Source organism: Acinetobacter sp. YH12023 (assembly GCF_013420135.1).
Taxonomy (GTDB): domain Bacteria; phylum Pseudomonadota; class Gammaproteobacteria; order Pseudomonadales; family Moraxellaceae; genus Acinetobacter; species Acinetobacter amyesii.
Genome location: NZ_VOYU01000014.1, coordinates 13935 through 36490 on the forward strand (window position 1 = coordinate 13935; position 22556 = coordinate 36490).

General features: G+C 40.0%; 20 protein-coding genes and 4 tRNA genes. 11 read left to right on the plus strand and 13 right to left on the minus strand.

Annotated features, from left to right (window positions below):
- Positions 1 to 79 precede the first annotated feature (79 nt).
- On the plus strand, positions 80 to 358 hold the full coding sequence (locus FTT92_RS14300) for a hypothetical protein (RefSeq protein ID WP_180007665.1): 279 nt from the start codon (positions 80 to 82) through the stop codon (positions 356 to 358).
- 87 nt (positions 359 to 445) lie between these two features.
- Here FTT92_RS14300 and FTT92_RS14305 read toward each other — a convergent pair whose 3' ends face one another.
- A complete protein-coding gene (locus FTT92_RS14305) occupies positions 446 to 1357 on the minus strand; it encodes a polysaccharide deacetylase family protein (RefSeq protein WP_180172429.1) in 912 nt (303 codons plus the stop codon).
- Positions 1358 to 1559: 202 nt separating this feature from the next.
- Here FTT92_RS14305 and FTT92_RS14310 point away from each other — a divergent pair, with 202 nt between their 5' ends.
- The 4 genes from FTT92_RS14310 (at position 1560) to FTT92_RS14325 (ending at position 4975) form a co-directional block, all read left to right on the plus strand.
- Positions 1560 to 2045, plus strand: coding sequence for a chorismate lyase (locus tag FTT92_RS14310; protein WP_111884531.1), 486 nt, complete (start codon positions 1560 to 1562; stop codon positions 2043 to 2045).
- A 22-nt stretch (positions 2046 to 2067) separates the two neighbouring features.
- Positions 2068 to 2949 carry a 4-hydroxybenzoate octaprenyltransferase gene (ubiA, locus tag FTT92_RS14315; protein WP_180172430.1) on the plus strand — a complete coding sequence of 294 codons (882 nt, stop codon included), beginning with the start codon at positions 2068 to 2070 and terminating at the stop codon, positions 2947 to 2949.
- A 122-nt stretch (positions 2950 to 3071) separates the two neighbouring features.
- Complete coding sequence (locus FTT92_RS14320; RefSeq protein WP_180172431.1) at positions 3072 to 4532, plus strand: S9 family peptidase; 1461 nt, start codon at positions 3072 to 3074, stop codon at positions 4530 to 4532.
- Positions 4533 to 4714: 182 nt separating this feature from the next.
- A complete protein-coding gene (locus FTT92_RS14325; protein WP_180055032.1) occupies positions 4715 to 4975 on the plus strand; it encodes a hypothetical protein in 261 nt (86 codons plus the stop codon).
- Positions 4976 to 5050: 75 nt separating this feature from the next.
- On the opposite strand, the gene FTT92_RS14330 is transcribed toward FTT92_RS14325, so the two are convergent.
- The 7 genes from FTT92_RS14330 to FTT92_RS14360 all read right to left on the minus strand — a co-directional run bounded on the left by FTT92_RS14330 (position 5051) and on the right by FTT92_RS14360 (position 8690).
- A complete protein-coding gene (locus tag FTT92_RS14330) occupies positions 5051 to 5533 on the minus strand; it encodes a DUF2726 domain-containing protein (protein ID WP_218947253.1) in 483 nt (160 codons plus the stop codon).
- A gap of 22 nt (positions 5534 to 5555) precedes the next feature.
- Positions 5556 to 5631 (minus strand) — tRNA-Asn (locus tag FTT92_RS14335).
- A gap of 256 nt (positions 5632 to 5887) precedes the next feature.
- A tRNA-Asn gene (locus FTT92_RS14340) sits at positions 5888 to 5963 on the minus strand.
- A gap of 217 nt (positions 5964 to 6180) precedes the next feature.
- Positions 6181 to 6256, minus strand: a tRNA-Asn gene (locus FTT92_RS14345).
- Positions 6257 to 6261: 5 nt separating this feature from the next.
- Positions 6262 to 6337, minus strand: a tRNA-Asn gene (locus FTT92_RS14350).
- Between the two features lie 811 nt (positions 6338 to 7148).
- Positions 7149 to 7775 (minus strand): superoxide dismutase, encoded by a 627-nt coding sequence (locus FTT92_RS14355; protein ID WP_078192384.1) that lies wholly within the window; start codon positions 7773 to 7775, stop codon positions 7149 to 7151.
- Between the two features lie 156 nt (positions 7776 to 7931).
- On the minus strand, positions 7932 to 8690 hold the full coding sequence (locus FTT92_RS14360) for a Nif3-like dinuclear metal center hexameric protein (RefSeq protein ID WP_180172432.1): 759 nt from the start codon (positions 8688 to 8690) through the stop codon (positions 7932 to 7934).
- Between the two features lie 169 nt (positions 8691 to 8859).
- Here FTT92_RS14360 and FTT92_RS14365 point away from each other — a divergent pair, with 169 nt between their 5' ends.
- Both FTT92_RS14365 and FTT92_RS14370 read left to right on the plus strand, forming a co-directional pair.
- Positions 8860 to 10038 carry a S1C family serine protease gene (locus tag FTT92_RS14365; protein WP_078191894.1) on the plus strand — a complete coding sequence of 393 codons (1179 nt, stop codon included), beginning with the start codon at positions 8860 to 8862 and terminating at the stop codon, positions 10036 to 10038.
- Positions 10039 to 10224: 186 nt separating this feature from the next.
- Positions 10225 to 10482 (plus strand): hypothetical protein, encoded by a 258-nt coding sequence (locus FTT92_RS14370; RefSeq protein WP_180172433.1) that lies wholly within the window; start codon positions 10225 to 10227, stop codon positions 10480 to 10482.
- Between the two features lie 104 nt (positions 10483 to 10586).
- Here FTT92_RS14370 and FTT92_RS14375 read toward each other — a convergent pair whose 3' ends face one another.
- The 3 genes from FTT92_RS14375 to lipA all read right to left on the minus strand — a co-directional run bounded on the left by FTT92_RS14375 (position 10587) and on the right by lipA (position 15071).
- Entirely contained in the window at positions 10587 to 10973 is a 387-nt protein-coding gene (locus tag FTT92_RS14375) for a carboxymuconolactone decarboxylase family protein (RefSeq protein ID WP_168379173.1), read from the minus strand.
- A 159-nt stretch (positions 10974 to 11132) separates the two neighbouring features.
- Positions 11133 to 13646, minus strand: coding sequence for an acyl-CoA dehydrogenase (locus FTT92_RS14380; RefSeq protein WP_180172434.1), 2514 nt, complete (start codon positions 13644 to 13646; stop codon positions 11133 to 11135).
- A 411-nt stretch (positions 13647 to 14057) separates the two neighbouring features.
- The gene (lipA, locus tag FTT92_RS14385) at positions 14058 to 15071 is read right to left on the minus strand and encodes a lipoyl synthase (RefSeq protein ID WP_078190238.1); all 1014 of its coding nucleotides are present in this window, start codon (positions 15069 to 15071) and stop codon (positions 14058 to 14060) included.
- A gap of 206 nt (positions 15072 to 15277) precedes the next feature.
- On the opposite strand from lipA, the gene sthA reads away from it, so the two are divergent.
- Positions 15278 to 16693, plus strand: a complete 1416-nt coding sequence (gene sthA / locus FTT92_RS14390; protein WP_078190237.1) for a Si-specific NAD(P)(+) transhydrogenase — start codon at positions 15278 to 15280, stop codon at positions 16691 to 16693.
- 143 nt (positions 16694 to 16836) lie between these two features.
- Positions 16837 to 17949, plus strand: coding sequence for an AAA family ATPase (locus tag FTT92_RS14395; RefSeq protein WP_180004940.1), 1113 nt, complete (start codon positions 16837 to 16839; stop codon positions 17947 to 17949).
- A 35-nt stretch (positions 17950 to 17984) separates the two neighbouring features.
- Here the strand turns inward: FTT92_RS14395 and chrA are convergent, their stop codons facing one another.
- Positions 17985 to 19223 (minus strand): chromate efflux transporter, encoded by a 1239-nt coding sequence (gene chrA, locus FTT92_RS14400; RefSeq protein ID WP_180172435.1) that lies wholly within the window; start codon positions 19221 to 19223, stop codon positions 17985 to 17987.
- A gap of 335 nt (positions 19224 to 19558) precedes the next feature.
- Here chrA and FTT92_RS14405 point away from each other — a divergent pair, with 335 nt between their 5' ends.
- Positions 19559 to 20542, plus strand: a complete 984-nt coding sequence (locus tag FTT92_RS14405; RefSeq protein ID WP_257231748.1) for an alpha/beta hydrolase — start codon at positions 19559 to 19561, stop codon at positions 20540 to 20542.
- 94 nt (positions 20543 to 20636) lie between these two features.
- On the opposite strand, the gene FTT92_RS14410 is transcribed toward FTT92_RS14405, so the two are convergent.
- A complete protein-coding gene (locus tag FTT92_RS14410; RefSeq protein ID WP_180172437.1) occupies positions 20637 to 21488 on the minus strand; it encodes a pirin family protein in 852 nt (283 codons plus the stop codon).
- Between the two features lie 102 nt (positions 21489 to 21590).
- Between FTT92_RS14410 and FTT92_RS14415 the strand changes: the two genes are divergently transcribed.
- Entirely contained in the window at positions 21591 to 22502 is a 912-nt protein-coding gene (locus tag FTT92_RS14415; protein WP_180172438.1) for a LysR substrate-binding domain-containing protein, read from the plus strand.
- Positions 22503 to 22556 lie beyond the last annotated feature (54 nt).

Consider the following 22556-nt stretch of genomic DNA (forward strand, 5'->3'; position numbering starts at 1 on the left):
CTGTAAAAAGACCCGCCTTGTGCGGGTTTTTTTATGAGATGGGTTAAGATAAAGCAAAGAGTTGAATGAATATCTAAACATGGCAAAACCACGTAAAAAACATACCGGTTTTTTCCCTTGGATTGATCCAGCAGATCAGGCAAAGGGATTTAAACTCAACTTCTCAGAAGTGACTTATTTGGAAGTGGGGAGGACCGTTGAAGGTTATAAGCAGGCTCAATTTGTCGAACTGAAAAACCCAGAGCTGGCATTGGAGTTTGATTACCCTGAAAGTTTTTATATTACGACCGAAGGGCTGGTGCTGATTAAAACGCCGCAAGGCAAGTTTGAAGCCATTGCCAAGACAGATAACTTTTAATTCAACACTAAAAAATTGAACTGAAAAAATTACCAACAACATCGCAGGTCATTTTTTATTGAATATCTAGAAATTTGCCAATCGTCATTACAAACCATGCTGTTTTAAATTGTCGATTTCATAAGGCGCATCTTCGGCGGGGTAGCGTAAGTTTTCTAATCCTTTTGTTTTGGCAATAGACCAAATTACACTTTCACCCGCAGGGATGTTTTGGCTGTGCTGCGTATATAAGGGATCTTGCAGGGCGTCTGCTGCTGAAATAAAAGTCCAGCCATGCTGCTGAAAAGCAGTAATGACATCCTTTAAAAATGCGGCATTAATAGCATTCACATGTAAAAGTAAAACATGCTGTGGCGAACGATTTATGGTGAGCTGGGCAAGTTGGTCATAATAATCTGCTCGGTGAAGCAGGTGAGCAATATATGCTTGTTTTAGTCGGTCTAATTTGTCCTGATCTTGCAGTTTGGCATAGTCGAGATATTTTCGGTTATAAAACCAGTCACTGGCATCGATACTCACACCGCCAATGCGGTATTGATGCTGCTCTAACCATTGATAGACAGCATCACGTTTTTCAGCGCTATTACCTTCTTTTAAAAATGGATAACGATAGATACGTGTGTAATTCGGCAGCGTTTTTAACACTGTATCCGCATGTTCAATGCTGTGCAGATAATCTTTTAATGTGACATTATCTTTATTCAGATTTTGGTGCAGTGCACTATGATTGCCAATCAGATGGCCGGATTGTCCCCACGCTTGAATCAGTTGCTTACCTTGATAATCACCAATTTTAATCAGGCTCGGAAAAACAATAGTTTTGATTTTTTGATTATGCAGATGCTTTAAAATTTGAGCATTGATTTGTTCCGCTTGTGCGTTAAACGCTGGATTTAATCCATCATCAAAACTGAGTGCAATAGATTTTGCTTGAACCGTGATATTGGCACAAAGTAAAACGAAAAAAATAAAAACATGTAGCGGGTAAAATGGAAACATTATGCTTGTGTAATTTAGTGGTTATCCACGACATCATACTGTGTATGTGAGGTTTGTGTTGATTGCATATGTAATGAAGTGCTTAAGCTGTTTTGGTTTTGCTCATTTTACTGAAAACAAGCTATTGGTCATGAAAAACGATGTTGAGTTGGTTACACTAATGATTCGCTATACTCAGCAAATGATTAAAGGGAAATGAAATATGCAGCGTCAAGCATGCGAAATGCGGGATAAAAGAATGTCTCCTGAATTAAGAACATGGTTGTATGCTTCGGGTTCATTAACCCAACAATTAACAGATTTTGCCCAAGGTGTATTTAAAGTTGAGCCGAGTATTGAGCAATTTCAACGTATGACGCTTCAAGATGCACGGTGGCTACAAATGCCAATACAGCACACAGCTTGGGTACGTGAAAGTTATTTATATGGCTGTGAAGCTGAGCCGTGGGTCAAGGCAAAAAGTATATTTCCAATCCTTAGCATACAAGGCCGTGCGCGGATTTTTCAGCATATTGGTAAAAAACCCATCGGACATTTTTTATTTCAGCGTACCAATCCGAAGTGCGAGCGGCGTGTATTGTGGCTAGACGATGGTTGGACACGTCAGAGCTGTTATACTTGGCATGGTTGTAAATTTATAGTTCAGGAAACTTTTTTAGCGAGTTTTGAACAATATTTGCAGAAATAACATTACCAGATGAAGGACAGTCATGGCCGTGGTGCAACAGATTACTTGGCAGCAGCGTTTAGAAGCTTATTACTATTTATGTCGCTTCGATAAGCCAATTGGCACGGAACTGGTTTTTTGGCCAACCATGTGGGCACTGTGGATTGCCAATCAAGGAACACCGCAATTCAGTATTTTGATTCCCATGATTTTGGGCACGATATTTATGCGTGCAGCAGGTTGTGCGATTAATGACTTTGCTGACCGTAAAGTCGATGGTGCTGTGGAAAGAACCAAACATCGTCCTTTAGCGACAGGCGTAATTAGTGCTAAAGAAGCCATATATGTGTTTTTGATCTTGGTGCTTGCTAGCGCATGTATGTTGTTCTTTTTACCGATAGAAACTTTTTATTGGTCCTTTGGTGCATTGTTTTTAGCGTTCATTTATCCCTTTATGAAACGCTACACGCATTTGCCACAAGTATTTTTAGGCGCGGCATTTTCATGGTCGATTCCTATGGCTTATACCGCTGTGGGGCAAACACCTGATTTAACGTGTTGGTTATTGTACTTTGGTAATTTGGCGTGGACGGTTGCGTATGATACACAATATGCCATTACTGACCGTGAATATGATTTGAAAATTGGCGTGAAATCGACTGCGATTTTATTTGGTAAATATGATATTGAAATCATTTCTTTATTACAGGCGCTAAGCATTGTACTGATTGGTTCTGCGTTGTATTTAGAAGATCTCTTGATGCCATTTGGTTTAGTTGCAATGTTGGCTGTGGCTGCCGATTTTATTTACCAATGGACTAAAACTAAAGACCGTGATCCGCAGTTATGTTTTTGGGCGTTTCGCCATAACCGTTGGGTAGGGTTTATGATTTTTATTGGAATTTTTATGGTATTGGCTCTTTAATGTCATTGATCTGAAACTTTTTAAAATGAACTAAAGCATCCTATTCGGGTGCTTTTTTTTATGCATTAATAAAAAGGCATGTAGTTTCATGTTTAAAGAATAATGATTAAAAAGGATATTTTATGAAACGTTCAAAAATAGCATTAGCTTTGACAGTTGCAGTTTCTATGCTGTCTTTAACCGCGTGTAATGACGATGATAATGACTCATCATCTTCGAATCAAAAATCAACATTTGTGTCTGAAGCAAATTATGCTTTCAATACTGTAGACAATGCATCGTCCATAAAAGTCATGACCTATAACATGACCAATGTGCAGGGGAAAGCAGCAACAGCAACGGCTTTAGTGTTGTTTCCAAAAGCTACTCAACCTAAAGATGGTTATCGTGTTGTGGTATGGGAGCATGGAACAGTCGGAGCTGGAGATGAATGTGCGCCAAGTAAAAATGTAATTCATCCACGCTTTAAAATTCTAGCTAACACGCTTATGGCGGCAGGTTATGTAATTGTGGCACCAGACTATGAGGGTTTAGGAACCAAGGGGGTTCATCCATACCTTAATTTATCGAGTGCGGCAAATTCGGCGCTTGCTGCAGTTAAAGCGGCAAAAGAACATTATGGTAAGCAACTCAATGGTCAGTGGATGTCGATTGGTCAATCGCAAGGTGGTCATGCATCCTTAGGGACGGCGGAATTTGCGAATACCGATACTAACTATAAAGGTGCAGTAGCAGCCGCACCTGCGTCGAGTTTAGGCACGATTATTAAGATTTACTTAGATCCAAAACTAAATGTAGATGCAAATGGTCAACCTAAAGCCCATGGATTGAATAGATTGGATGAACAGTTGGCACAAGTGCGTTATGCACTTAGTATGGGGCAGCTTTCTGAGGTTCAAGCACAGGCGTTAATTGATCAAATTGCAGATGGCTATGCTGAGCTTTTGGCATATGCTGCATTGACTAGTTCAGGTATTAAAGCCTATGAGCCAAATTATGATTTAAAAAATATTTTTACTGCTGATGCTGGTGTTATTGCAGAAAAAGCCTATGGACGTACAGGGGATGACGGTGCATGTTTAAGTTATGCTGATCCAAATGGCGCAAATGGTTTGCAAGAACAGTTTAAAGCAGCTGTGATTGAATTCTTAAAGGATCCAACGCATACGGTTTCACAGTATGGAATTGATTTGAATAAAATCGATACCGATCCTGTTGTTCAGAAATTTTTAAATGATAATCAACCAGCGACAAATGCAAGCGCTGATAAAGTGATTAAAGCGCCTGTGTATATTATTCAAGGTGCAAATGATCAGGCAGTTATTCCTGTTGTTACGCAAGCGCTATTTGCAAATATGAAAACACAAGCGAAGAAGTATTTCCCAGATGCAAATTATGCTGAAGGTTATCAATTAGACGTTGTGCCAAATGCAAGTCATACACAGGCAATTATCTGTAGAAATGCGCAAGCGGTCGAATTTATTCAAGCTAAAATGTCTGCAGGTACAGGTATTGTCTTAACCAATGAGCAAAAAGATGCAAGCCAAAGTCCACATTGTAAGGGGGTTGCTGCTTCAAGCTAAGTTTTTTCAATAATAAAAAAAGGAGCATGTCTCCTTTTTTTTGCATATTGGATTATTAATCATTCAATCCTTAAAAATGAGGGGCACAGTTAGTTCGAGCAAAGAATGTTATGAAGACTTGAGCGAATTTTGTTTTTTGCTATATTGGGCGTCGAATTATTTATGTATATGAAAGAATAGTTATGTCTGAAGTTAAGTCAAAACCCAATACCAAAAAGATGATCACTCTGATGGCACTTGGGCTATTGATTCCTATATTTTTGGTCAGTATGGCTTTTCTTGCAGTCAATAGTGATGCCAAAAACCAAGAAAAATATAAGCAACAACAAGCTGAGATGATTGAGCGTATTAAAGCAAAAGAAGCACAAGATGAGGCTTTGGCTGCTGAGGCTGACCAAGCAGTATCAGAAGTGCTGGCAGCTCAAGAGTCAAATGCTCAATAAAATTCTGCTTACGTTATGGAGGTGAATGCAATGCGCATTCACTCAATGTTCGATTGTACTTTAGGTATTTAACAACTATTTATTTACATCATGCCTGAGCGTGTGAACTGTTGGAATACTGGTATAGCGGATTACACGGTAGCCAGCTTCTTCAAGCATTGCATCACGTTCAGCATCTTCTTGCTCTTTGCCTATATGACTGGGGTCATCCAGTTCGATAATTACAAGCACATCGTAAGTTTGGTCAAGTATGACAAAATCAGTGACTTTTCGATTAAATCTATTTCTGATTTTGTAATTTTGAGTGGTGATCAGTGCGCTAAAAGCCACTTGTGCTAAAATGTGGTAGTCCGGAAATGCTTCATTTAAACGATGAAACATCTTACTTTCAAAGGCAGTGATTACACGACGTGGGAAAAACTTTTGTTTGCTTCTAAACAGTCTCGGAAAGACTAAGCAGACAAGGGCAAAAGTTGCCAAGCAACCAATAATAAAAAATGTAAACTGACTGAGATTTGGCACGAAATAAACTACATATATGAAAAAAGCCCACGTCATGATGCGTGGGCTTTTTAGAATTTGGCTCTCCAACCTGGGCTCGAACCAGGGACCTGCGGATTAACAGTCCGTCGCTCTACCGACTGAGCTATTGGAGAATCTGCACGCATTCTATGGGGCAAATGCAGTGAGGTCAAGTCAGAATTGCAAAAAATAAGGAAATTTAGGCTGAATGTATTAAATATAAACACCTTTAATATAAAGCGTTTTTAAAACTTAAGCTCTGACTATTCTTTCTAATGTGGTCGGAGAGCTAAGTGAATAGCTTAGGTTATAGAGCAAGTTATACTTATCTTAAAACAAAAGTCAGAGCATAAAAAAAGCCCACGACATAATGCGTGGGCTTTTAGAATTTGGCTCTCCAACCTGGGCTCGAACCAGGGACCTGCGGATTAACAGTCCGTCGCTCTACCGACTGAGCTATTGGAGAATCTGAAACGGATTCTAAAGATGTATGGCAGGGTGGTCAAGCCTGATTTAAATAAAATACAGAAAAATCAAATTAAGTGTTTTAAAAATAGCCGAATCAGACAACTTGGTACATATACGGATACTTTTTGGAAAGCAAAAACAAAAAAAGTAGGTATGTTTTGTTAAATAGTAGGCAATAAAAAAACCACTTCGCAATGAGTGGGCTTTTTAGAATCTGGCTCTTCCACCTGGGCTCGAACCAGGGACCTGCGGATTAACAGTCCGTCGCTCTACCGACTGAGCTATGGAAGAATAGATGGCTCTCCAACCTGGGCTCGAACCAGGGACCTGCGGATTAACAGTCCGTCGCTCTACCGACTGAGCTATTGGAGAATCTGATGCGCATTTTAGGGATGAAAGCTAAAGCGGTCAAGCAGATTTGATGAAATGACTATTTGAATGTTTTTTTATTGTTCAAGTCTAGAAATTTTTTCTTAAATAGCGGTTATTTTTGAAGTTTTTTATATCATCTAGGTTGCTGATTTGCTTTATCGTCAAATTTTGTAGATTTAAATTTTTAAGCGTAGTTATACGTTTCTCTTGATCTAAAGGAATTATAATTTGGAATAATAAATATATTTCTAAAATTTGATGGTTTGCGAAGGTATCTAAATGAAATTTAGAAAAAGACATAACAGGTTTAATGGTGTTTTGGAGTAGATTAAAAAGATTTTGATTGTGTTTGAATACAATCCTTAATAAATATTCATTACCGACAGGTAATAGTTTGTAGTGACTTTTTGTGTTGTTAATGGATATGCTTTCTATTTGATCATAGTTAAACTGAATTTTAATTATATAAAGTTGAATTATACAATGACTTTCGAAAAATCTAATTTGTGGCAGTCCATTTTTGATGATAAGTAAAATTAAGACGAATTCCATAATTGATAATCCAGTCAGTATTAGTGCTGAATTAAAGCTGTATTTAATAGATTCTTGAACATAAGAGTAACTCAAATACTGGATTATAGTGATAAAGATAAATATCACTAATATTTTGGTATATTTTGCTTTTATGATTAGTAATGGCTCTTGATTCATTCTTTTGTGTAATATTGTTTGTTGTGGCAGTATGATATTTAAAGCATAAAAAATCACCCTAAAAGGGTGATTTTTTTGACTTTTGAATAAGTTTTAAAACTTATTTTTCAACGCCAGCAGCTTGACCTGCATATTTAGCGTTTGCATAGTCCCAGTTCACTAGGCTTTCTAAGAAAGTAGAGATGTATTTAGGACGAGCGTTACGGAAGTCGATGTAGTAAGCATGTTCCCAAACGTCGATAGTCAACACTGCAACTTTACCGTGAGCAAGTGGAGTGTCAGCATTTGAAGTTTTAAGGATAGAAAGGTTACCGTTTACTTCGTCAGCAACTAACCAAGCCCAACCTGAACCGAACTGAGTTGCAGCAGCATTTGCAAATTCTTCAGCGAATTTTTCGTAAGAACCGAAAGCTTCGTCGATTTTAGCTGCTAAAGCGCCAGTAGCTTTACCGCCACCGTTTTTAGCCATACAGTTCCAGTAGAATGTGTGGTTCCATACTTGAGCTGCATTGTTGAAGATACCAGCTTTAGAAGCATCGCCTTTAACAGCAGTGATGATTTCTTCTAAAGTTTTGCCAGCAAGGTCAGTACCTTCAATTGCTTTGTTTAGGTTAACCACATAAGTATTGTGGTGTTTGTCGTGATGGTATTCTAAAGTTTCTTTGCTGATATGAGGAGCAAGATCTTCGTAACCGTAAGGTAACGCTGGTAAAGTAATCGTTGTCATGTTTTCAATTCCTTGCATTTTGCTGGGTTTTGACATTAAGTGCCGTTATTGTAATAGATTCTTGCAGTAAAATGCGCATTGCTTATAAATAACAATACAGAATAAAGCCTGAAAATATACGTATAAGGACTGAGCCAAAGACCAGGACGATTTAAATTAAATCGGGTTGTTTAATTCGAAATAACTATACTCAATATTGAACTGTTCTGAAATAGCTTTTGCGAGTCGTTGTACACCATATCTTTCAGTTGCATGATGTCCACATGCATAATAATGCACATTTAATTCTTCTGCTTCGTAAAAAGTACGTTCACTCACTTCACCTGAAATGTACGCATCACAATCTAATGCAGCGGCTTTGCCAATAAAGTCCTGTGCGCCACCCGTACAAAAACCAATTTTTTGAATAGATGGTTTATCTGCTGGTAGGTGAATGGCATCAAATCCTAATTTTTCAGAAACGTATTCTTTAAACGCTGTTGGAGTCATTGCTTGTTTTAAATAACCAACATTACCAATAGGATTGCGCTCAGTAGGATCTAAGGCTTCAATATTCTCTAATTCGAGCAAATCTGCTATCGCTGCATTATTACCTAAAGTAGGGTGACTATCTAAAGGTAAGTGATAACCAACGAGTGAAATATCGTTTTTGATCAGGGTTTTGATGCGTTTGCCACGCATACCTGTGATTGGGTAAGCTTCACCTTTCCAAAAATAACCATGATGTACCAATAGCAAATCAGCATTTGCTGCGATTGCGGCTTCAATCGCTGTTTGAGATGCGGTAACTGCACATAAAATTTTATGCACTTCTGCTGAGCCTTCAATTTGCAAGCCATTGGGAGCATAGTCCTTAAATTCATGTGCTTTGAGTGTGCTGTCACACCACTGAATAATTTCACTTAACTGAGCCATATACTGTCCAAAATCTCAAAGAGATGCATCAAAATTTACGATTGTTTAAATTGTAACTAAAGAATCACAAATCTCTGTATTTATTTTTAATTTTGTTGAAAAGATTACATTACAATACGATATAAATTATTTAGCCATCAATGAATTATAAAATTTAGAGGATATAGACGTGCGTCGGACCTTTACATGGTTACCTTGGGTATTATTAATACTTGTGATCATCGGTTTCTTTACATGGCAACAGGTTCAAAAACCTAAAGCACCCATTGCCCCAGATGGGGTTAAAATGCCTGCAGAAAAGGTTGAGCCCCTCATTGATACGTCGCGTACAGGCGGTGTAGTTTCGTATAGTGCTGCGGTAAAAGTTGCTGCTCCAGCGGTTGTCAATATTTTCACTACGCAAAAAGTGAAACAGTTGGATCATCCTTTATTAAATGATCCTGTTTACCGTGAGTTTTTTGGTAATCAACTTCCAGATCAAACCAATCAAAATGAAAATAGTTTAGGTTCAGGTGTGATTGTTCGTCCAGATGGCTATATTTTGACGAATAACCACGTGATCGCACAGGCGGATCAGATCGTTGTGGCTTTACATGATGGTCGTCGTGCTGAAGCGAAAGTTGTGGGCACAGACCCAGATACAGACTTAGCTGTGATTAAGATTGAAATGAGTCAATTACCGGTTTTACCGTTTAAGCTAAGTGGCAATGAAGTCGGTGATGTCGTCCTAGCGATTGGTAACCCTTTTGGCGTAGGTCAGACGGTTACACAAGGGATTATCTCAGCTACAGGTCGTTCAGATTTGGGAATCAACACTTACGAAGACTTTATTCAAACAGATGCGGCGATCAACCCCGGTAACTCTGGTGGTGCTTTAATTGATGTTGCAGGAAACTTAATTGGTGTAAATACCGCGATCTTCTCGCAGTCAGGTGGCTCTTTGGGGATTGGTTTTGCTATTCCTGCAAAAGTATGTCAACAAGTGCTGAACGCTATTTTAAAAGATGGGCGAGTGGTTCGTGGTTGGTTAGGTATTAGTTTACTTCCAATTAAACAAGAAAATATTTTAGATCCACGGGTGAATGGTGTGATTGTCGCAGATGTCATTCGTAATGGACCTGCAGCACAAGCAGGTTTAAAACGTGGTGATAAAATCATGAAAGTGAATAATGAGCTGATTACCTCGACCTCACATTTAATCAATTACGTTGCACAGCAAGCGCCATTGAGCACTATGCAAATTGATATTGAGCGAGATGGTAAGGCGATGACATTGCCGGTACAAGTAGGAGAGCGTAAACCGCAAACTCAAAACAGTGACTCGCAATATATTCCATTACCACGTTAGTATAGAAAATCCCTCTTCATGAGGGATTTTTTTTGAGTTCCTTTTTTTGCACATCGCTTTTAAGTGCATCGTTTGAGCCAAACAATGCGCTTTGTAATTGAAATATCAATTACAAAAATGCATTGCACACTTTGCTGAATTTGGCTTAATTTATAAGCAATAATAATCAGATAAGCGTATAAGAATATGAGCTTTTTACCCGCTGAACATGCCAAAGTTTTATCCAGTCAAGCCAATTTAGATATCGCCTTATATAAGACACGTTTGGCTTTGCTGATTGAGGAAAATGCCAAACAGGGGAGTACCGCCGTATTTACGGTTTTACCCAAGCATTTAGCTTTAGAAGAGATTCGAAGTTTATCTGCTGAGCTTACAGAATTGGGATATCAAGTTCGATTTGAAGTGAATGAATTCTTCTATAATTTTAATGTCTACTGGATTTGATTCGGGATTCACTGCATTTAAGGTCCTAAGTTAAAAACAAGATGAAACCCTTTAGAAAACCACAATAATCGTAGTTTTCTAAAGCCGTTTTATAACGCAGTAACTTATTTAGATTTTTGATAGTCATTAATGACTTCAAGTGCCGCACGAAAGGCTTCTTGAGTCGCCGGTGCGCCACAATATGGCAAACTATGAAGTAACACTTCCTGAATTTCTTCTACAGTCGCCCCATTATTTAAAGCCCCTCGGACATGACCTTTGAGTTCTGTTGGACTTTTTTGTGCAGTTAAAAAGGCAATGGTAATCAGTGAGCGATATTTGCGGGGTAAAACACCTTCGCGTTGCCAAGTTGAACCCCATGCATGCTCATTAATCCAATCTTGCAAAGGTTGAGTAAATGGCACGGTATTGTCTTGAGCACGTTTAACGAAACTTTCACCCATAACTTCAGTACGAACTTTTAAGCCATTTTCATAATCTTGTTGTGACATGCAGCAAACCCTCTGTGATGTAATTTTGCAGTACAGCCTATACCTTTGACTCTGCGATACCATTGGCTGATGGTCGTATAAAAAAGCCATCCCATTGTTTAACAGTGGAATGGCTTTTATTTTGAGAAAAATTAAGCTAAAAAGCGATGCAGAAGTTGATTAATAACGCAGAAATGCTTCTGGTTCATCATCGGTGTGTTGTTGCTTTTTCACTTCTGGTGCAATGGTTAAATGTGGATTGGATAGCTCAAGTTCGTGGATGAGCTGCATGTCAAATACATCTGTGAGCATGCTGTCATAGCGTTGAATGTTGTAAGTGCTGAGCTGTTCAGCTTCAGAGGCTGTAATGAATTTTTGTGCAATTGCATCGGCTATATGTGCTTCAAAAGTTAAACCTTTAAATTGGCCTTTAGATTCAGCTTTTTTAAATTGGTTCCACAGCGGTTCAATTTTCAACAATTGTAAAAAGGCATTTTCCATACGACCAGAAACTTCATCTGCTGCAGTGCTGTAATACACGTGCTTTTTCAGTTCTTGGCGGAAAGTATTGTCTAGCATCATTTGAGTGGCAACTTCACGTTTTAAACGGTCTGTCGGTTTAGCAACAACTCGTCCCAACGGAAAGCAGATGATTTTTACTACGCTTGCTGCCAGCCGCATTGGGAAGTTGTCAAATAAGCCCTGGAAAGCTTCTTCAACATTGTACAAAGCTTTATCTAATGCAAGTTGCGCATGTAATTGTTCAGCTTCACTTCTTTGACCTTGTTCATAATATTTAAGAATAGCCGTTGCTATAAATAAATAAGAGTGAATGTCTGCAAGTCGGCCCGAAAGCATTTCTTTACGTTTAATATCACCGGCTAATAGGCCAAGACACATATCTGCAGTCAGCGCGAAATCGGCACTGAATCGATTAATTTTTTTATAGTAGGGGCGGCTAAATTCATCTGCTGAAGCTGGTGAGTCGGATGGGCCACCTGTGAACGCATAAGCAAAGGCGCGTGCAGTTCGGTTAAAGGTATAGCCTAAGTGCTTAAAGAGCATTTCATTGAATGTATCGAGTGCAGTGTTCTTATCTTCGGCTTGAAGTAATTGCAGCTCTTCAAATAAATATGGATGACAACGCATGGAGCCTTGTCCAAAAATCATCAGAGAGCGACTTAGAATATTGGCGCCTTCGACGGTAATTGACACAGGAATGGCTTGATAATTCAAAGCTAAAAAATTACGAGGTCCCATTTGCACGGCACGTCCACCGACGATGTCCATGCCATGATTCACCACTTTCCGCATGGTTTCAGTGGCATAGTATTTGGCCATTGCAGTCATTACAGCAGGTTTGCCGCCTTGGTTTAAACCACAAGTCACCAAATAGCGGAATGCTTCAAGCATATAAGCATCTGATGCGATATCACTCGAAGCTTCTTGTACACCTTCAAAATTACCCACGGAAATTTTAAACTGCTGACGAACTTTGGCAAATGCACCGACATTTAGATATGCCATTTCACCGGCTGCCGTTGACAATGCAGGGAGTGAAATACCACGACCAACCGCTAAGCATTCCATTAGCATACGCCAGCCTTTGCCTGCATTTTCAATCCCACCAATGATCCAGTCTAAGGGAATAAAGACATCTTTACCTTCAACTGTCCCATTCATAAATGGTGAGCCTGGATTATGACGAGGGCCTGTAATGACACCCTCATGACTCGCCGGTAGCAGTGCACAAGTGATGCCATATTCAGTTTTATTTCTATCTCCCAATAATCCATCTGGATCGTATAGTTTAAATGCTAGACCAATGACGGTGGCAATCGGTGCAAGGGTAATCCAGCGTTTAGAGAAATTCATGTTTAAGCCGAGCACTTGTTGTCCCTCAAAGGTGCCATAACAGACGACCCCTGTATCTGGAATAGCACCTGCATCCGAACCGGCTTCAGGACTGGTGAGTCCAAAACACGGAATTTCTTCACCTTTGGCAAGGCCTGGGAGATATCGGTCTTTTTGTGCTTCAGTACCATAGTGTAGAAGCAATTCCCCAGGTCCAAGCGAGTTGGGCACCATACAACTGACTGCAGCAGTCAGTGATCGGGATGCAATCTTGCTCATGACACGGCTTTGTGCAAATGAACTAAATTCACGGCCCCCGTAAGATTTTGGAATCACCAGTCCTAAGAAACCATTATCCTTAATGAATTGCCAAGCTTCTGGTGGGAGGTCTTTGTGTTTATGGTGAATATCCCACTCGTTGAGCATGGCACAAAGTTGCTCGACTTCATTATCAATGAAGGATTGTTCTTCAGCGCTGAGCTGAGGGTAGGGATAAGCCTCAAATTTTTTCCAATCAGGCGCGCCCATAAATAGCTCTTTTTCCCACCAACTTGTTCCTGCATCCAACGCTTCACGTTCCGTAGTACTCATACTCGGCATTGCATTTGCTAAGGTTTTATAGGCAGGTTTGGTGAGTAGATTGAGCCGCAGTGGGTCAATCAACACAACTAAACTCAAAGCAATAAGAGGGATGCCAAGTATTAATGACCATGGGGTTAAAAAGGCGAGTGCAATTGAAACAAATATCAGTGTTATTGCGCCTACAGCTCGTGAAAGTTCAAAGAAAAAAACGGCCCAAAGAGCAAAAATAAAGAGTACTGCACTGAGTATAAATAGCATTTGTTATGGCTCCAGTGACAAGGGCCAGAGCGTTATGCGTTTAAAACAGCCTACATGCGTTTAAAAATGATCTCATCTTTTGTCTTTCTGATTTTAAAGTGCATGAGACTGTCAAAATGCCATCACTCGGCTGGTGAGTTTGATTGGAAAATTGCGTGAATATCATGAAAGCGCAAATAAAGTGTTATCAATAGATTGATTAATAAATAATCACAATACAATCCCTATCGGGCAAAAAAATGTCACATTACGTAAACTTGGATGATTCGATATATTGGATAACGTTTAAGGAACGGACAATTTTCGAAAGATCTTATATTTGTTAACGAATTAGGCTGAGCGTGTGAAAGCCACAAAAAAGCCCTCAATCAATGAGGGCTTTAATTTGCGATGTTTTAAATCTTTGCGTGATTAGGCTTCAATCGTTTGAACTGCAATTTTCTTTGCAGGATCAGTTTTACGACGTACCGCAGGTACTGGCTCACCATAGTATTGACGGTCAGCAAAATAGCTTGAACGGACCATTGGTGCAGCCCAAATGTTTTTGAAACCAAGCTTTTGACCATGTGCCGTGTAACGCTCAAATTCTTCTGGGCTTACAAAACGGTCAATAGGGGCATGTTCTTTAGAGGGCTGTAAGTACTGGCCAATGGTGACATAGTCAACATCGTGTGCTTTTAAGTCGTCTAATAACGCAATGACTTCTTCTTCAGTTTCACCAATACCGACCATCAAACCACATTTAGTTGGTACATCTGGGCAGTATTCTTTAAACATTTTTAATAAGTTTAGAGAGTGTTGGTAGTCAGAACCCGGACGCATTGCTTTATACAAACGTGGCACGGTTTCAATGTTGTGGTTAAACACATCAGGTGGACACTCCGTCATAATACGAAGGGCAACATCCATACGACCACGGAAGTCAGGAACTAGAATTTCCAAAAGTGTTTTTGGACTCAAGTCACGAGCTTCTTTAATACAGTCAACAAAGTGCTGTGCGCCGCCATCAACTAGGTCATCACGGTCGACCGACGTAATTACGGCATATTTCAAACCAAGATTGGCAATGGTTTCTGCCATGTGACGTGGTTCATCTGGGTCAAGAGCATTAGGACGACCATGCGCAACGTCGCAGAATGGGCAACGACGAGTACAGATATCGCCCATAATCATAAAGGTTGCAGTACCGCCACCGAAACATTCAGGTAAGTTCGGGCAAGCCGCTTCTTCACACACGGTATGTAATTTTTGTGCGCGCAAAGTTGTTTTAATACGTTGAACTTCATCAGGGGCAGCCATTTTGACCCGAATCCAGTCAGGCTTACGAGGCGTTTCAACCGTTGGCACAACCTTCACAGGTATGCGAGCGACTTTTTCTGCGCCACGAAGTTTTACACCCTGTACAGGTTTACGGTTCTCAGACATATTCAACTTTTCCACTGTTTTTGACGAGGAGATATTCAAAAAATTAGCTCGATCATTATAGCGGACTTGAGCTTAAATAGGGGGAAAACGATATTCATATAATAAATGTGGTTATCACATAATATATGTGAGCTAAATATCCAAAAAAGTTAGGATATACGTCATAATACAGCCTAGATTAAAGAATATTTGTAAAGGAGCGTTGAATGCCACGTAAGAAAGAGGTCGTTAGTGGAACTTTCGTGAAATACGATGCGGTAGTTCTGGGTTCTGGCCCTGCGGGTGAAGGCGCTGCAATGAAACTTGCTAAATCAGGTAAGCGAGTTGCAATTGTAGATATGCGTGAACAGCTTGGTGGTAACTGTACCCATGTAGGAACAATTCCAAGTAAAGCATTGCGTCAGACCGTTTCAAGCATTTTACGTTACCAACGTGACCCTATGTTCCAAAAAGTCGGTGAATGGAAACAGTTCACGATGAAACAGGTGTTACGTAATGCGCATAAAGTGATTCAACAACAAGTTGAAACGCATTCACGTTTTTATGACCGTAATAAAATTGATATTTTCCACGGCCGTGCGTATATCCAAGATCAAAACACTGTTTTGATTTTTAGCAATGAAGGTATGACGGAAACTTTAGTATTCCAGCAATTAGTGATTGCGACAGGTTCACGTCCTTACCGTCCAGCTGCTTTAGACTTTAATCATCCTCGCGTATTTGATTCAGACAAAATTTTGGATCTGGATTATTCAATCCAAAAAATCATCATTTACGGTGCAGGTGTGATTGGTTGTGAATATGCCTCTATCTTTATTGGTCTAGACCACAAAGTCGATTTGATCAATACACAGCACAAATTACTCAGCTATTTAGACGATGAAATCTCAGATGCATTGTCATATCGTTTACGTGAGCAGGGTGTACTGATTCGCCACAACGAACAGATTGATCATCTTGAAACACATGATGACCACGTGGTGCTTCACTTGCAAAGTGGTAAGAAAATTAAAGCCGACGCGATTTTGTGGTGTAACGGCCGTTCTGGTAACACAGATGGTTTAGGTCTAGAAAATGTAGGCATCAAACCAAACAGCCGTGGTCAACTAACCGTGAATGATCAATATCAGACTGAAGTAGAGAATATCTTTGCAGCGGGTGATGTAATCGGTTGGCCATCACTTGCATCTGCTGCATATGACCAAGGTCGCTGTGCTGGTTCTAACATGAGCGGTGAAGAAGGAATTGCACCTGTAACGGATATTCCGACAGGTATTTATACAATTCCTGAAATTTCTTCGATTGGTAAAACTGAACAACAGTTAACTGAAGAAAAAATTCCGTATGAAGTGGGTCAGGCATCGTTCCGTCATTTGGCACGTGCGCAAATTACGGGCGACACCGTGGGTGAGCTTAAAATCTTGTTCCATCGTGATACTTTAGAAATTTTAGGTGTTCATTGCTTCGGTAATAATGCTGCGGAAATTATTCACATTGGTCAGGCCGTGATGAACAGCCCGAACAATACGATTAAATATTTCGTAGAAACCACATTTAACTATCCGACTATGGCGGAAGCGTACCGTGTTGCAACATTGAATGGTATGAACCGTTTATTCTAAGGTTAAATTGAACTTAGAATGTACAATGAAAGACCCGTAAGTTTCGGCTTGCGGGTTTTTTTATAGTTAGGATAAAGTGTATGCAAAATATACATTCAATCCACTTATAATCATCAGCATTTCCAACTCATTTTAGGTAGCTTATGACGATCCGTTCAGTGACCATTCAAGGTTTTCGATCTATTCATCATATGAATCTGACCTTATCGCGTCTGAATATTGTCAGTGGTCCGAATGGTTGTGGTAAATCCAATCTATATAAAGCTGTACGTCTCCTGCATGAAGCTGCAAATGGCCAATTATCCCAAGCTATTGCAAATGAGGGCGGGATTCAAAAAATCATGTGGGCAGGTGGTCACCGTGCGGGTGATCGATCGAAAGACCCTAAGCGCATGAAGCTTGCAGTGGAGATGGAGCATTATGAATATCAACTTGAAATAGGTTTTCCTGAACCGCTCATCACCTTGTTTGCACTCGATCCTTTGGTCAAAGTAGAAGGGATTTGGTTAAGCGGCTATCAACGTCGAAAAATGAGTGAGTTGTTGGAAAGAACCAACCAAGCGGCATTTCTTAAAAATGTTGATGAAGAACGGATTGCTTATCCGATGGCATTAACACCAGAAGAGTCGGTGTTTGGACAATTGTCCGATCCACACTTATATCCCGAAGTTTCACAAGTGCGTGAGACCATGAAAAACTGGCGTTTTTATCATGAGTTTTCTGTCAGTGGAAATTCACCGATCCGTGTCCCACAGGTGGGCATTCGTTCGCCAGTTTTAGCGCATGATGGTACAAATTTAGCTGCGGCTTTTGAAACCTTGCGTGAGCGTGGTAACAGTGAAACCTTGTTTGAAGTACTAGAAAAAGCCTTTCCGCAGACCCAATTTTATGTGCAGGAAATGGGTGGGCGCTTTCAAATGATGATGCAAAAGCAAGGGATCTTAAGACCTTTGGAAAGTGCCGAATTTTCAGATGGGACTTTACGGTTTTTGTGTTTAGCCGTGGCTTTGTTGAGTCCAAGACCCCCAAATTTTATGGCACTGAATGAGCCAGAAAATAGCTTACATCCCGATTTATTACCTGCCTTGGCGATGCTGATTGCCGAAGCAAGTCGCTATACGCAGCTTTGGTTGACCACACATTCCAATGAACTGGTTGAAATGATCAAACAGTATAGTGATGTGCAGCATTATCAACTGGATCAGGTCGAGGGGAAAACTGTGGTCAAGGGCGCAAGCTTAATCGATGAGGATTAATTTACTCCTTGAGTTCTAGTTTTTTTTGCTTAAGTTTAAAAAGGCAGAAAAGTTAAAAAAGCGTAATAGCCGATAAAACTGCTTATTAAGCTGAACCAAACTGGCAGTTTGCTGCGAAGTAAAGCAATAACGACGGCAACAAATATAAAGTCTGTCCATTGAATGATGTATTTTTGGCTCATTTGAAATAGTAGACACAGTAATAAACCAACGACAGCCGCATTGATTATTTTTAAGGTGCCAAAAAGCATCGGGTATTTCATCAATTTATTCCAATAGGGCAATAAGCCAAACAATAATAAAAATGATGGTAAAAATATCGCTAACGTCGCGAGTGCGGCATTCAAGATTGGCACATCGGTCATGGGTAAAAGTGTGCCGAGATAGGCGGCGAAACTAAACAAAGGTCCCGGCATGAGTTGTGCAAGGGCATAGCCTAAGTCAAAATTTTCATTACTGATCAGTCCTGTAGAGACAAAGTCCTGATGTAAAAATGGCAAAATAATATGTCCACCACCAAAGACGAGGGATGTTGTGCGGTAGAAGCTTTCTAAGCTGAAAGCCAATATATTGCTATGTTGTATATCGAAGAATGGCAGAACGAAAAAAGGGCTGATAAAGGCGAGAAGCCATAGCCAAGAGGTGCAAGTATTTTCATGTGCATTCCGGCTAAAATTGTCATGTTTGGGTGGAAATGTTTCGGCGATATTTGGCTTTTGGCTGTGTAATTGATTTGACGATAAAACTAAACCGATAATTGCAGCGCATAAAATCACCAAAACTTGATTTAAAGAAAATTGAAAGAAATAAATAAAAAATGCAGCTAAAAGCATGACTAGATACTGAAATTTTGTTTTACAGAAGCTTCGCATCATTTGCCAAAATGCCCATGCAACAACGGCTAGTACAATTAACTGAATAACATGAAAGAATAAAGTTGAGAGTTGATTACTGAGTTTTATACTTAAAGTGGCCGCGGCACACATCAGCAGGGCTGAAGGTAAAGTAAATCCTAACCATGCAAAACAAGCACCTTGATAGCGGTTGAGTTGAAATCCAATTGCCATGCCGAGCTGGCTACTTGTTGGGCCTGGAAGGACTTGAGCCAAGGCAAGCAAATGCGCATATTCATGCTCTGTTATCCATTTTTCTTGTTTCACAAAATATTGAAAAAACAACACCAAATGTGCCGCAGGTCCACCAAATGCAATACACCCTAATCTTAAAAAGGTGAGAAAGATGACAAGGTTTCGTTGTGGTTTGGACTGGCTCATGCGTTACCAATATTTAAAATCAAAAGTAAGGTTATGAATTTCTAAAGGATAAAATTATTAAAGTTAAAAGATCTTAAAGGCTGATTATTGCAGGAGTATGTAAATCCTGCTTCAAAAATATTTTGAAGTGCTTAGCAGGGAAAAAGATAATTGGACGAAGTGACATAGTGCTGTCCCACATGCACATGGCGTCGGTTTCCGCCGCTGATTAGCATCAGCACATACACATAAAAAATTGTCTAAAAATGACTTCTCCAAAATCAGACACCTTATCAGAAATTTTGAGCGCTTTATTGAAGTGGTTGATGAGTGGCATTGCATCGTTACTTTCAATCATGGCATTTGCAGATGATCAGCTACCGGCTACACAAGCATTAGCAAGTTATTCAGATCAAAACAGTTGGCAGGAAATTCAGCACTATCTACCCAAAGAATACCATTTAGACGAAACGCAGCGCCCTAAAGAAGAGTGGTGGAACTGGCAAGGTCATACTGTTCACTTAGATACTTATCGGAATCCACAGGCAAAAGTGAAGGTGATTCTGTTTCATGGTGTGGGAACAAATGGTCGACAAATGTCGATGATTTTGGGTCATCCTTTGGCACAACGTGGCTATGAAACTATCGCTATTGATATGCCCGGTTATGGCCTCACCCAAGTCAAAAAGGGCTCAAAAATTCGTTATGATGATTGGGTTCAAGCAGGTAATGACCTCATTGAAGCCGAGCTACAAAAAGATCATCGTCCTATCGTTTTGTATGGGCTTAGTGCAGGTGGTATGTTGACCTATCACGTGGCGGCAAAAAATAAAAAGGTGAAAGGTATCGTCGGTATGACCTTTCTAGACACTTCAAATAAAACTGTGCGTGATCAAGTCTCTTTGAATAAATTTATGAGCCGCGTGGGCAGCCCACTGGCTCATGTGACAGCACATACACCATTTTCAGCATTGCCAATGCCGATGCGGTGGGTAAGTAAAATGCATCGCTTGGTGAATAATGACGCAGCATTGCAGGTCTTTTTAAAAGATAAAACGTCAGCTGGGAATAGTGTATCGGTTAAATTTCTAGATTCGTATTTATATTATAAAAATGACACGCCACCGGAGCAGTTTGATGTCTGCCCAATTTTACTAACGCAGCCTGAACAAGACCGCTGGACGCCTTTGGCTTTAAGTCAGCCATTTTTAGCACGGATTCACCAAGTTCCAGTCGATGTCGTGCTGTTGAAAAATGCAGGACATTATCCTTTGGAACAGCCGGGACTTGAGCAAATGGTCAATGCAATAGATGCGTTTTATCAAAAAGTCACGCAATAATCTGCTGAAAGCGTGATGCGTAATTCATACCAACATAGATATAAAAAAACCGCCAGAAGGCGGTTTTTTTATTGGGACTTTATCGTGGAAATATTTAAGCAAAATGACCATGTTGAAAATCATAAAATGCCTGACGTATTTCATCTTCAGTATTCATGACGAATGGTCCATGTGCCGCAATCGGTTCATTTAAAGCTTCGCCACTTAAAATAAGCAGTTTGGTTGCTTCAAAAGATTTAAGTTTCAAGGACGATACTTGGTCACTCACATATAAAGTCTGTTTCGCATCAAAGCGTTGACCTTCAATTTCGATCGCCCCACTTAATACAAAAATCATGTTATTCCACTGTGGGTTGAATGAAAATTCCTGTTCAGCATTTGCATTCAAGCGCACATCCAATACATTCATCGGGCTAAAGGTTTCAGCGGCGCCCAATGTATCTTCGAATTGGCCAGCAATGACGCGTACCACGCCAGCATTTTGTGCAAGTTTAACTTCAGCAATATTGGCTTTAGTCAGTTCTTGATAGCGAGGTTCAGTCATTTTGGCATGACGAGGTAAATTGACCCAAAGTTGTACCATGTCTAAATTTCCGCCAGTTTTTGCAAAATCTTTAGAATGGTGTTCTTCATGCATAATGCCTCGACCTGCGGTCATCCATTGCACTTCGTCTTTGGCAATACTGCCGTGATTTCCTTTAGAGTCAAAATGCTCTAATTCACCTTCATAAACAATGGTTACTGTTTCAAAGCCACGATGTGGATGTGATCCAACACCACGTTGATGATGACTTGGAGAGAAGTGATATTGGCCGGTATAGCCCATAACGAGAAATGGACTGGTTTGATTGCCCATTTCTTGCATAGGGAGCATAGAGTTTGTTGGGAAGCCATCGCCCACCCAAGTACTACGATCACTATGATAAACACATTTGATTGAATTCATAATTCAGCCCTCAATATATTGCTTCTGAGATCTATTATTGAGGTATAGTGAGGGAATGACAGGGCGAAAAACTCAACAGATTATTCTAAAAATGAAACAATCATGCAAAATTTAAATGACTATTACTATTTCGTGCAAGTGGTGAAATATCAAGGTTATACCAAAGCCAGTGAAGCATTGGGTATTACAAAATCTAAGCTATCACGCCGTATCGCAGAATTAGAGACCCGTTTGGGGGTGCGTTTGATTCAGCGTAATACGCGTAAATTTACAGTAACTGAAATAGGACAACAGTTCTATTTGCATTGCTTAAAAATTTTAGAGGAAGTCAGCGAAACGGAAAACTTTGTGCTTAGTACGTTGAATGACCAACTCTGTGGCCAGATTAAAATTTCTTGTCCTGTAGCTTTGGTGGAAATGCCTGTTGCAAAAATGGTCACCGATTTTATGCAGCAATATCCTGAGGTCAGTGTGCATCTGATGGCGACCAATCATCGGGTTGATGTTATCGAGGAAGGCGTAGATTTAGCAATTCGTGTTCGAAATATGCCTTTAATGGATAGTGATTTGATCGTTCGAGATTTAGATGCTTGGGATCATGTTTTGGTGGCATCGCCACAACTTTTCTTCGAGCGTGAAATACCACAGCAATTGGCTGAGATTCAAAATTTTCCGTGTATTGGTTTTGATCGGCCTAAACATTTTTGGGATTTCCGACATCGTGAAAAAAGTGAAACTCAACAAATTGAATTTCATCCACGCTTAAGAACTGACAGTTTTAGTGCGATGATTTCGGCTGCTCTTTCTGGCGTAGGAATCGCATCTTTGCCCAAAGTGTTTGTACGTGATGCTTTAAAAAGTGGTGAGTTAATAGAGCTATTTCCTGAATGGCAATTGCCGCAAGGGGTCATCCATGTTGCCTACGCGACACGACAAGGCATGCTGCCGGGTGTGCGTGCGATGTTAGATCATTTAATTTCAGGTTTTAAGGCATTAGATATAGATCATCCGTAATTTGAGCAGTGTTCTTATTGTTTTAAAATTTTAATTATTTGGAGTTATTGCTCA

Coding starts and splice junctions, on each gene's coding strand:
- FTT92_RS14300 (WP_180007665.1), top strand. CDS start 80: ATGGCAAAACCACGTAAAAAACATACCGGTTTTTTCCCTTGGATTGAT.
- FTT92_RS14305 (WP_180172429.1), bottom strand. CDS start 1,357: ATGTTTCCATTTTACCCGCTACATGTTTTTATTTTTTTCGTTTTACTT.
- FTT92_RS14310 (WP_111884531.1), top strand. CDS start 1,560: ATGCAGCGTCAAGCATGCGAAATGCGGGATAAAAGAATGTCTCCTGAA.
- ubiA (WP_180172430.1), top strand. CDS start 2,068: ATGGCCGTGGTGCAACAGATTACTTGGCAGCAGCGTTTAGAAGCTTAT.
- FTT92_RS14320 (WP_180172431.1), top strand. CDS start 3,072: ATGAAACGTTCAAAAATAGCATTAGCTTTGACAGTTGCAGTTTCTATG.
- FTT92_RS14325 (WP_180055032.1), top strand. CDS start 4,715: ATGTCTGAAGTTAAGTCAAAACCCAATACCAAAAAGATGATCACTCTG.
- FTT92_RS14330 (WP_218947253.1), bottom strand. CDS start 5,533: ATGACGTGGGCTTTTTTCATATATGTAGTTTATTTCGTGCCAAATCTC.
- FTT92_RS14355 (WP_078192384.1), bottom strand. CDS start 7,775: ATGACAACGATTACTTTACCAGCGTTACCTTACGGTTACGAAGATCTT.
- FTT92_RS14360 (WP_180172432.1), bottom strand. CDS start 8,690: ATGGCTCAGTTAAGTGAAATTATTCAGTGGTGTGACAGCACACTCAAA.
- FTT92_RS14370 (WP_180172433.1), top strand. CDS start 10,225: ATGAGCTTTTTACCCGCTGAACATGCCAAAGTTTTATCCAGTCAAGCC.
- FTT92_RS14375 (WP_168379173.1), bottom strand. CDS start 10,973: ATGTCACAACAAGATTATGAAAATGGCTTAAAAGTTCGTACTGAAGTT.
- FTT92_RS14380 (WP_180172434.1), bottom strand. CDS start 13,646: ATGCTATTTATACTCAGTGCAGTACTCTTTATTTTTGCTCTTTGGGCC.
- lipA (WP_078190238.1), bottom strand. CDS start 15,071: ATGTCTGAGAACCGTAAACCTGTACAGGGTGTAAAACTTCGTGGCGCA.
- sthA (WP_078190237.1), top strand. CDS start 15,278: ATGCCACGTAAGAAAGAGGTCGTTAGTGGAACTTTCGTGAAATACGAT.
- FTT92_RS14395 (WP_180004940.1), top strand. CDS start 16,837: ATGACGATCCGTTCAGTGACCATTCAAGGTTTTCGATCTATTCATCAT.
- chrA (WP_180172435.1), bottom strand. CDS start 19,223: ATGAGCCAGTCCAAACCACAACGAAACCTTGTCATCTTTCTCACCTTT.
- FTT92_RS14405 (WP_257231748.1), top strand. CDS start 19,559: ATGGCATTTGCAGATGATCAGCTACCGGCTACACAAGCATTAGCAAGT.
- FTT92_RS14410 (WP_180172437.1), bottom strand. CDS start 21,488: ATGAATTCAATCAAATGTGTTTATCATAGTGATCGTAGTACTTGGGTG.
- FTT92_RS14415 (WP_180172438.1), top strand. CDS start 21,591: ATGCAAAATTTAAATGACTATTACTATTTCGTGCAAGTGGTGAAATAT.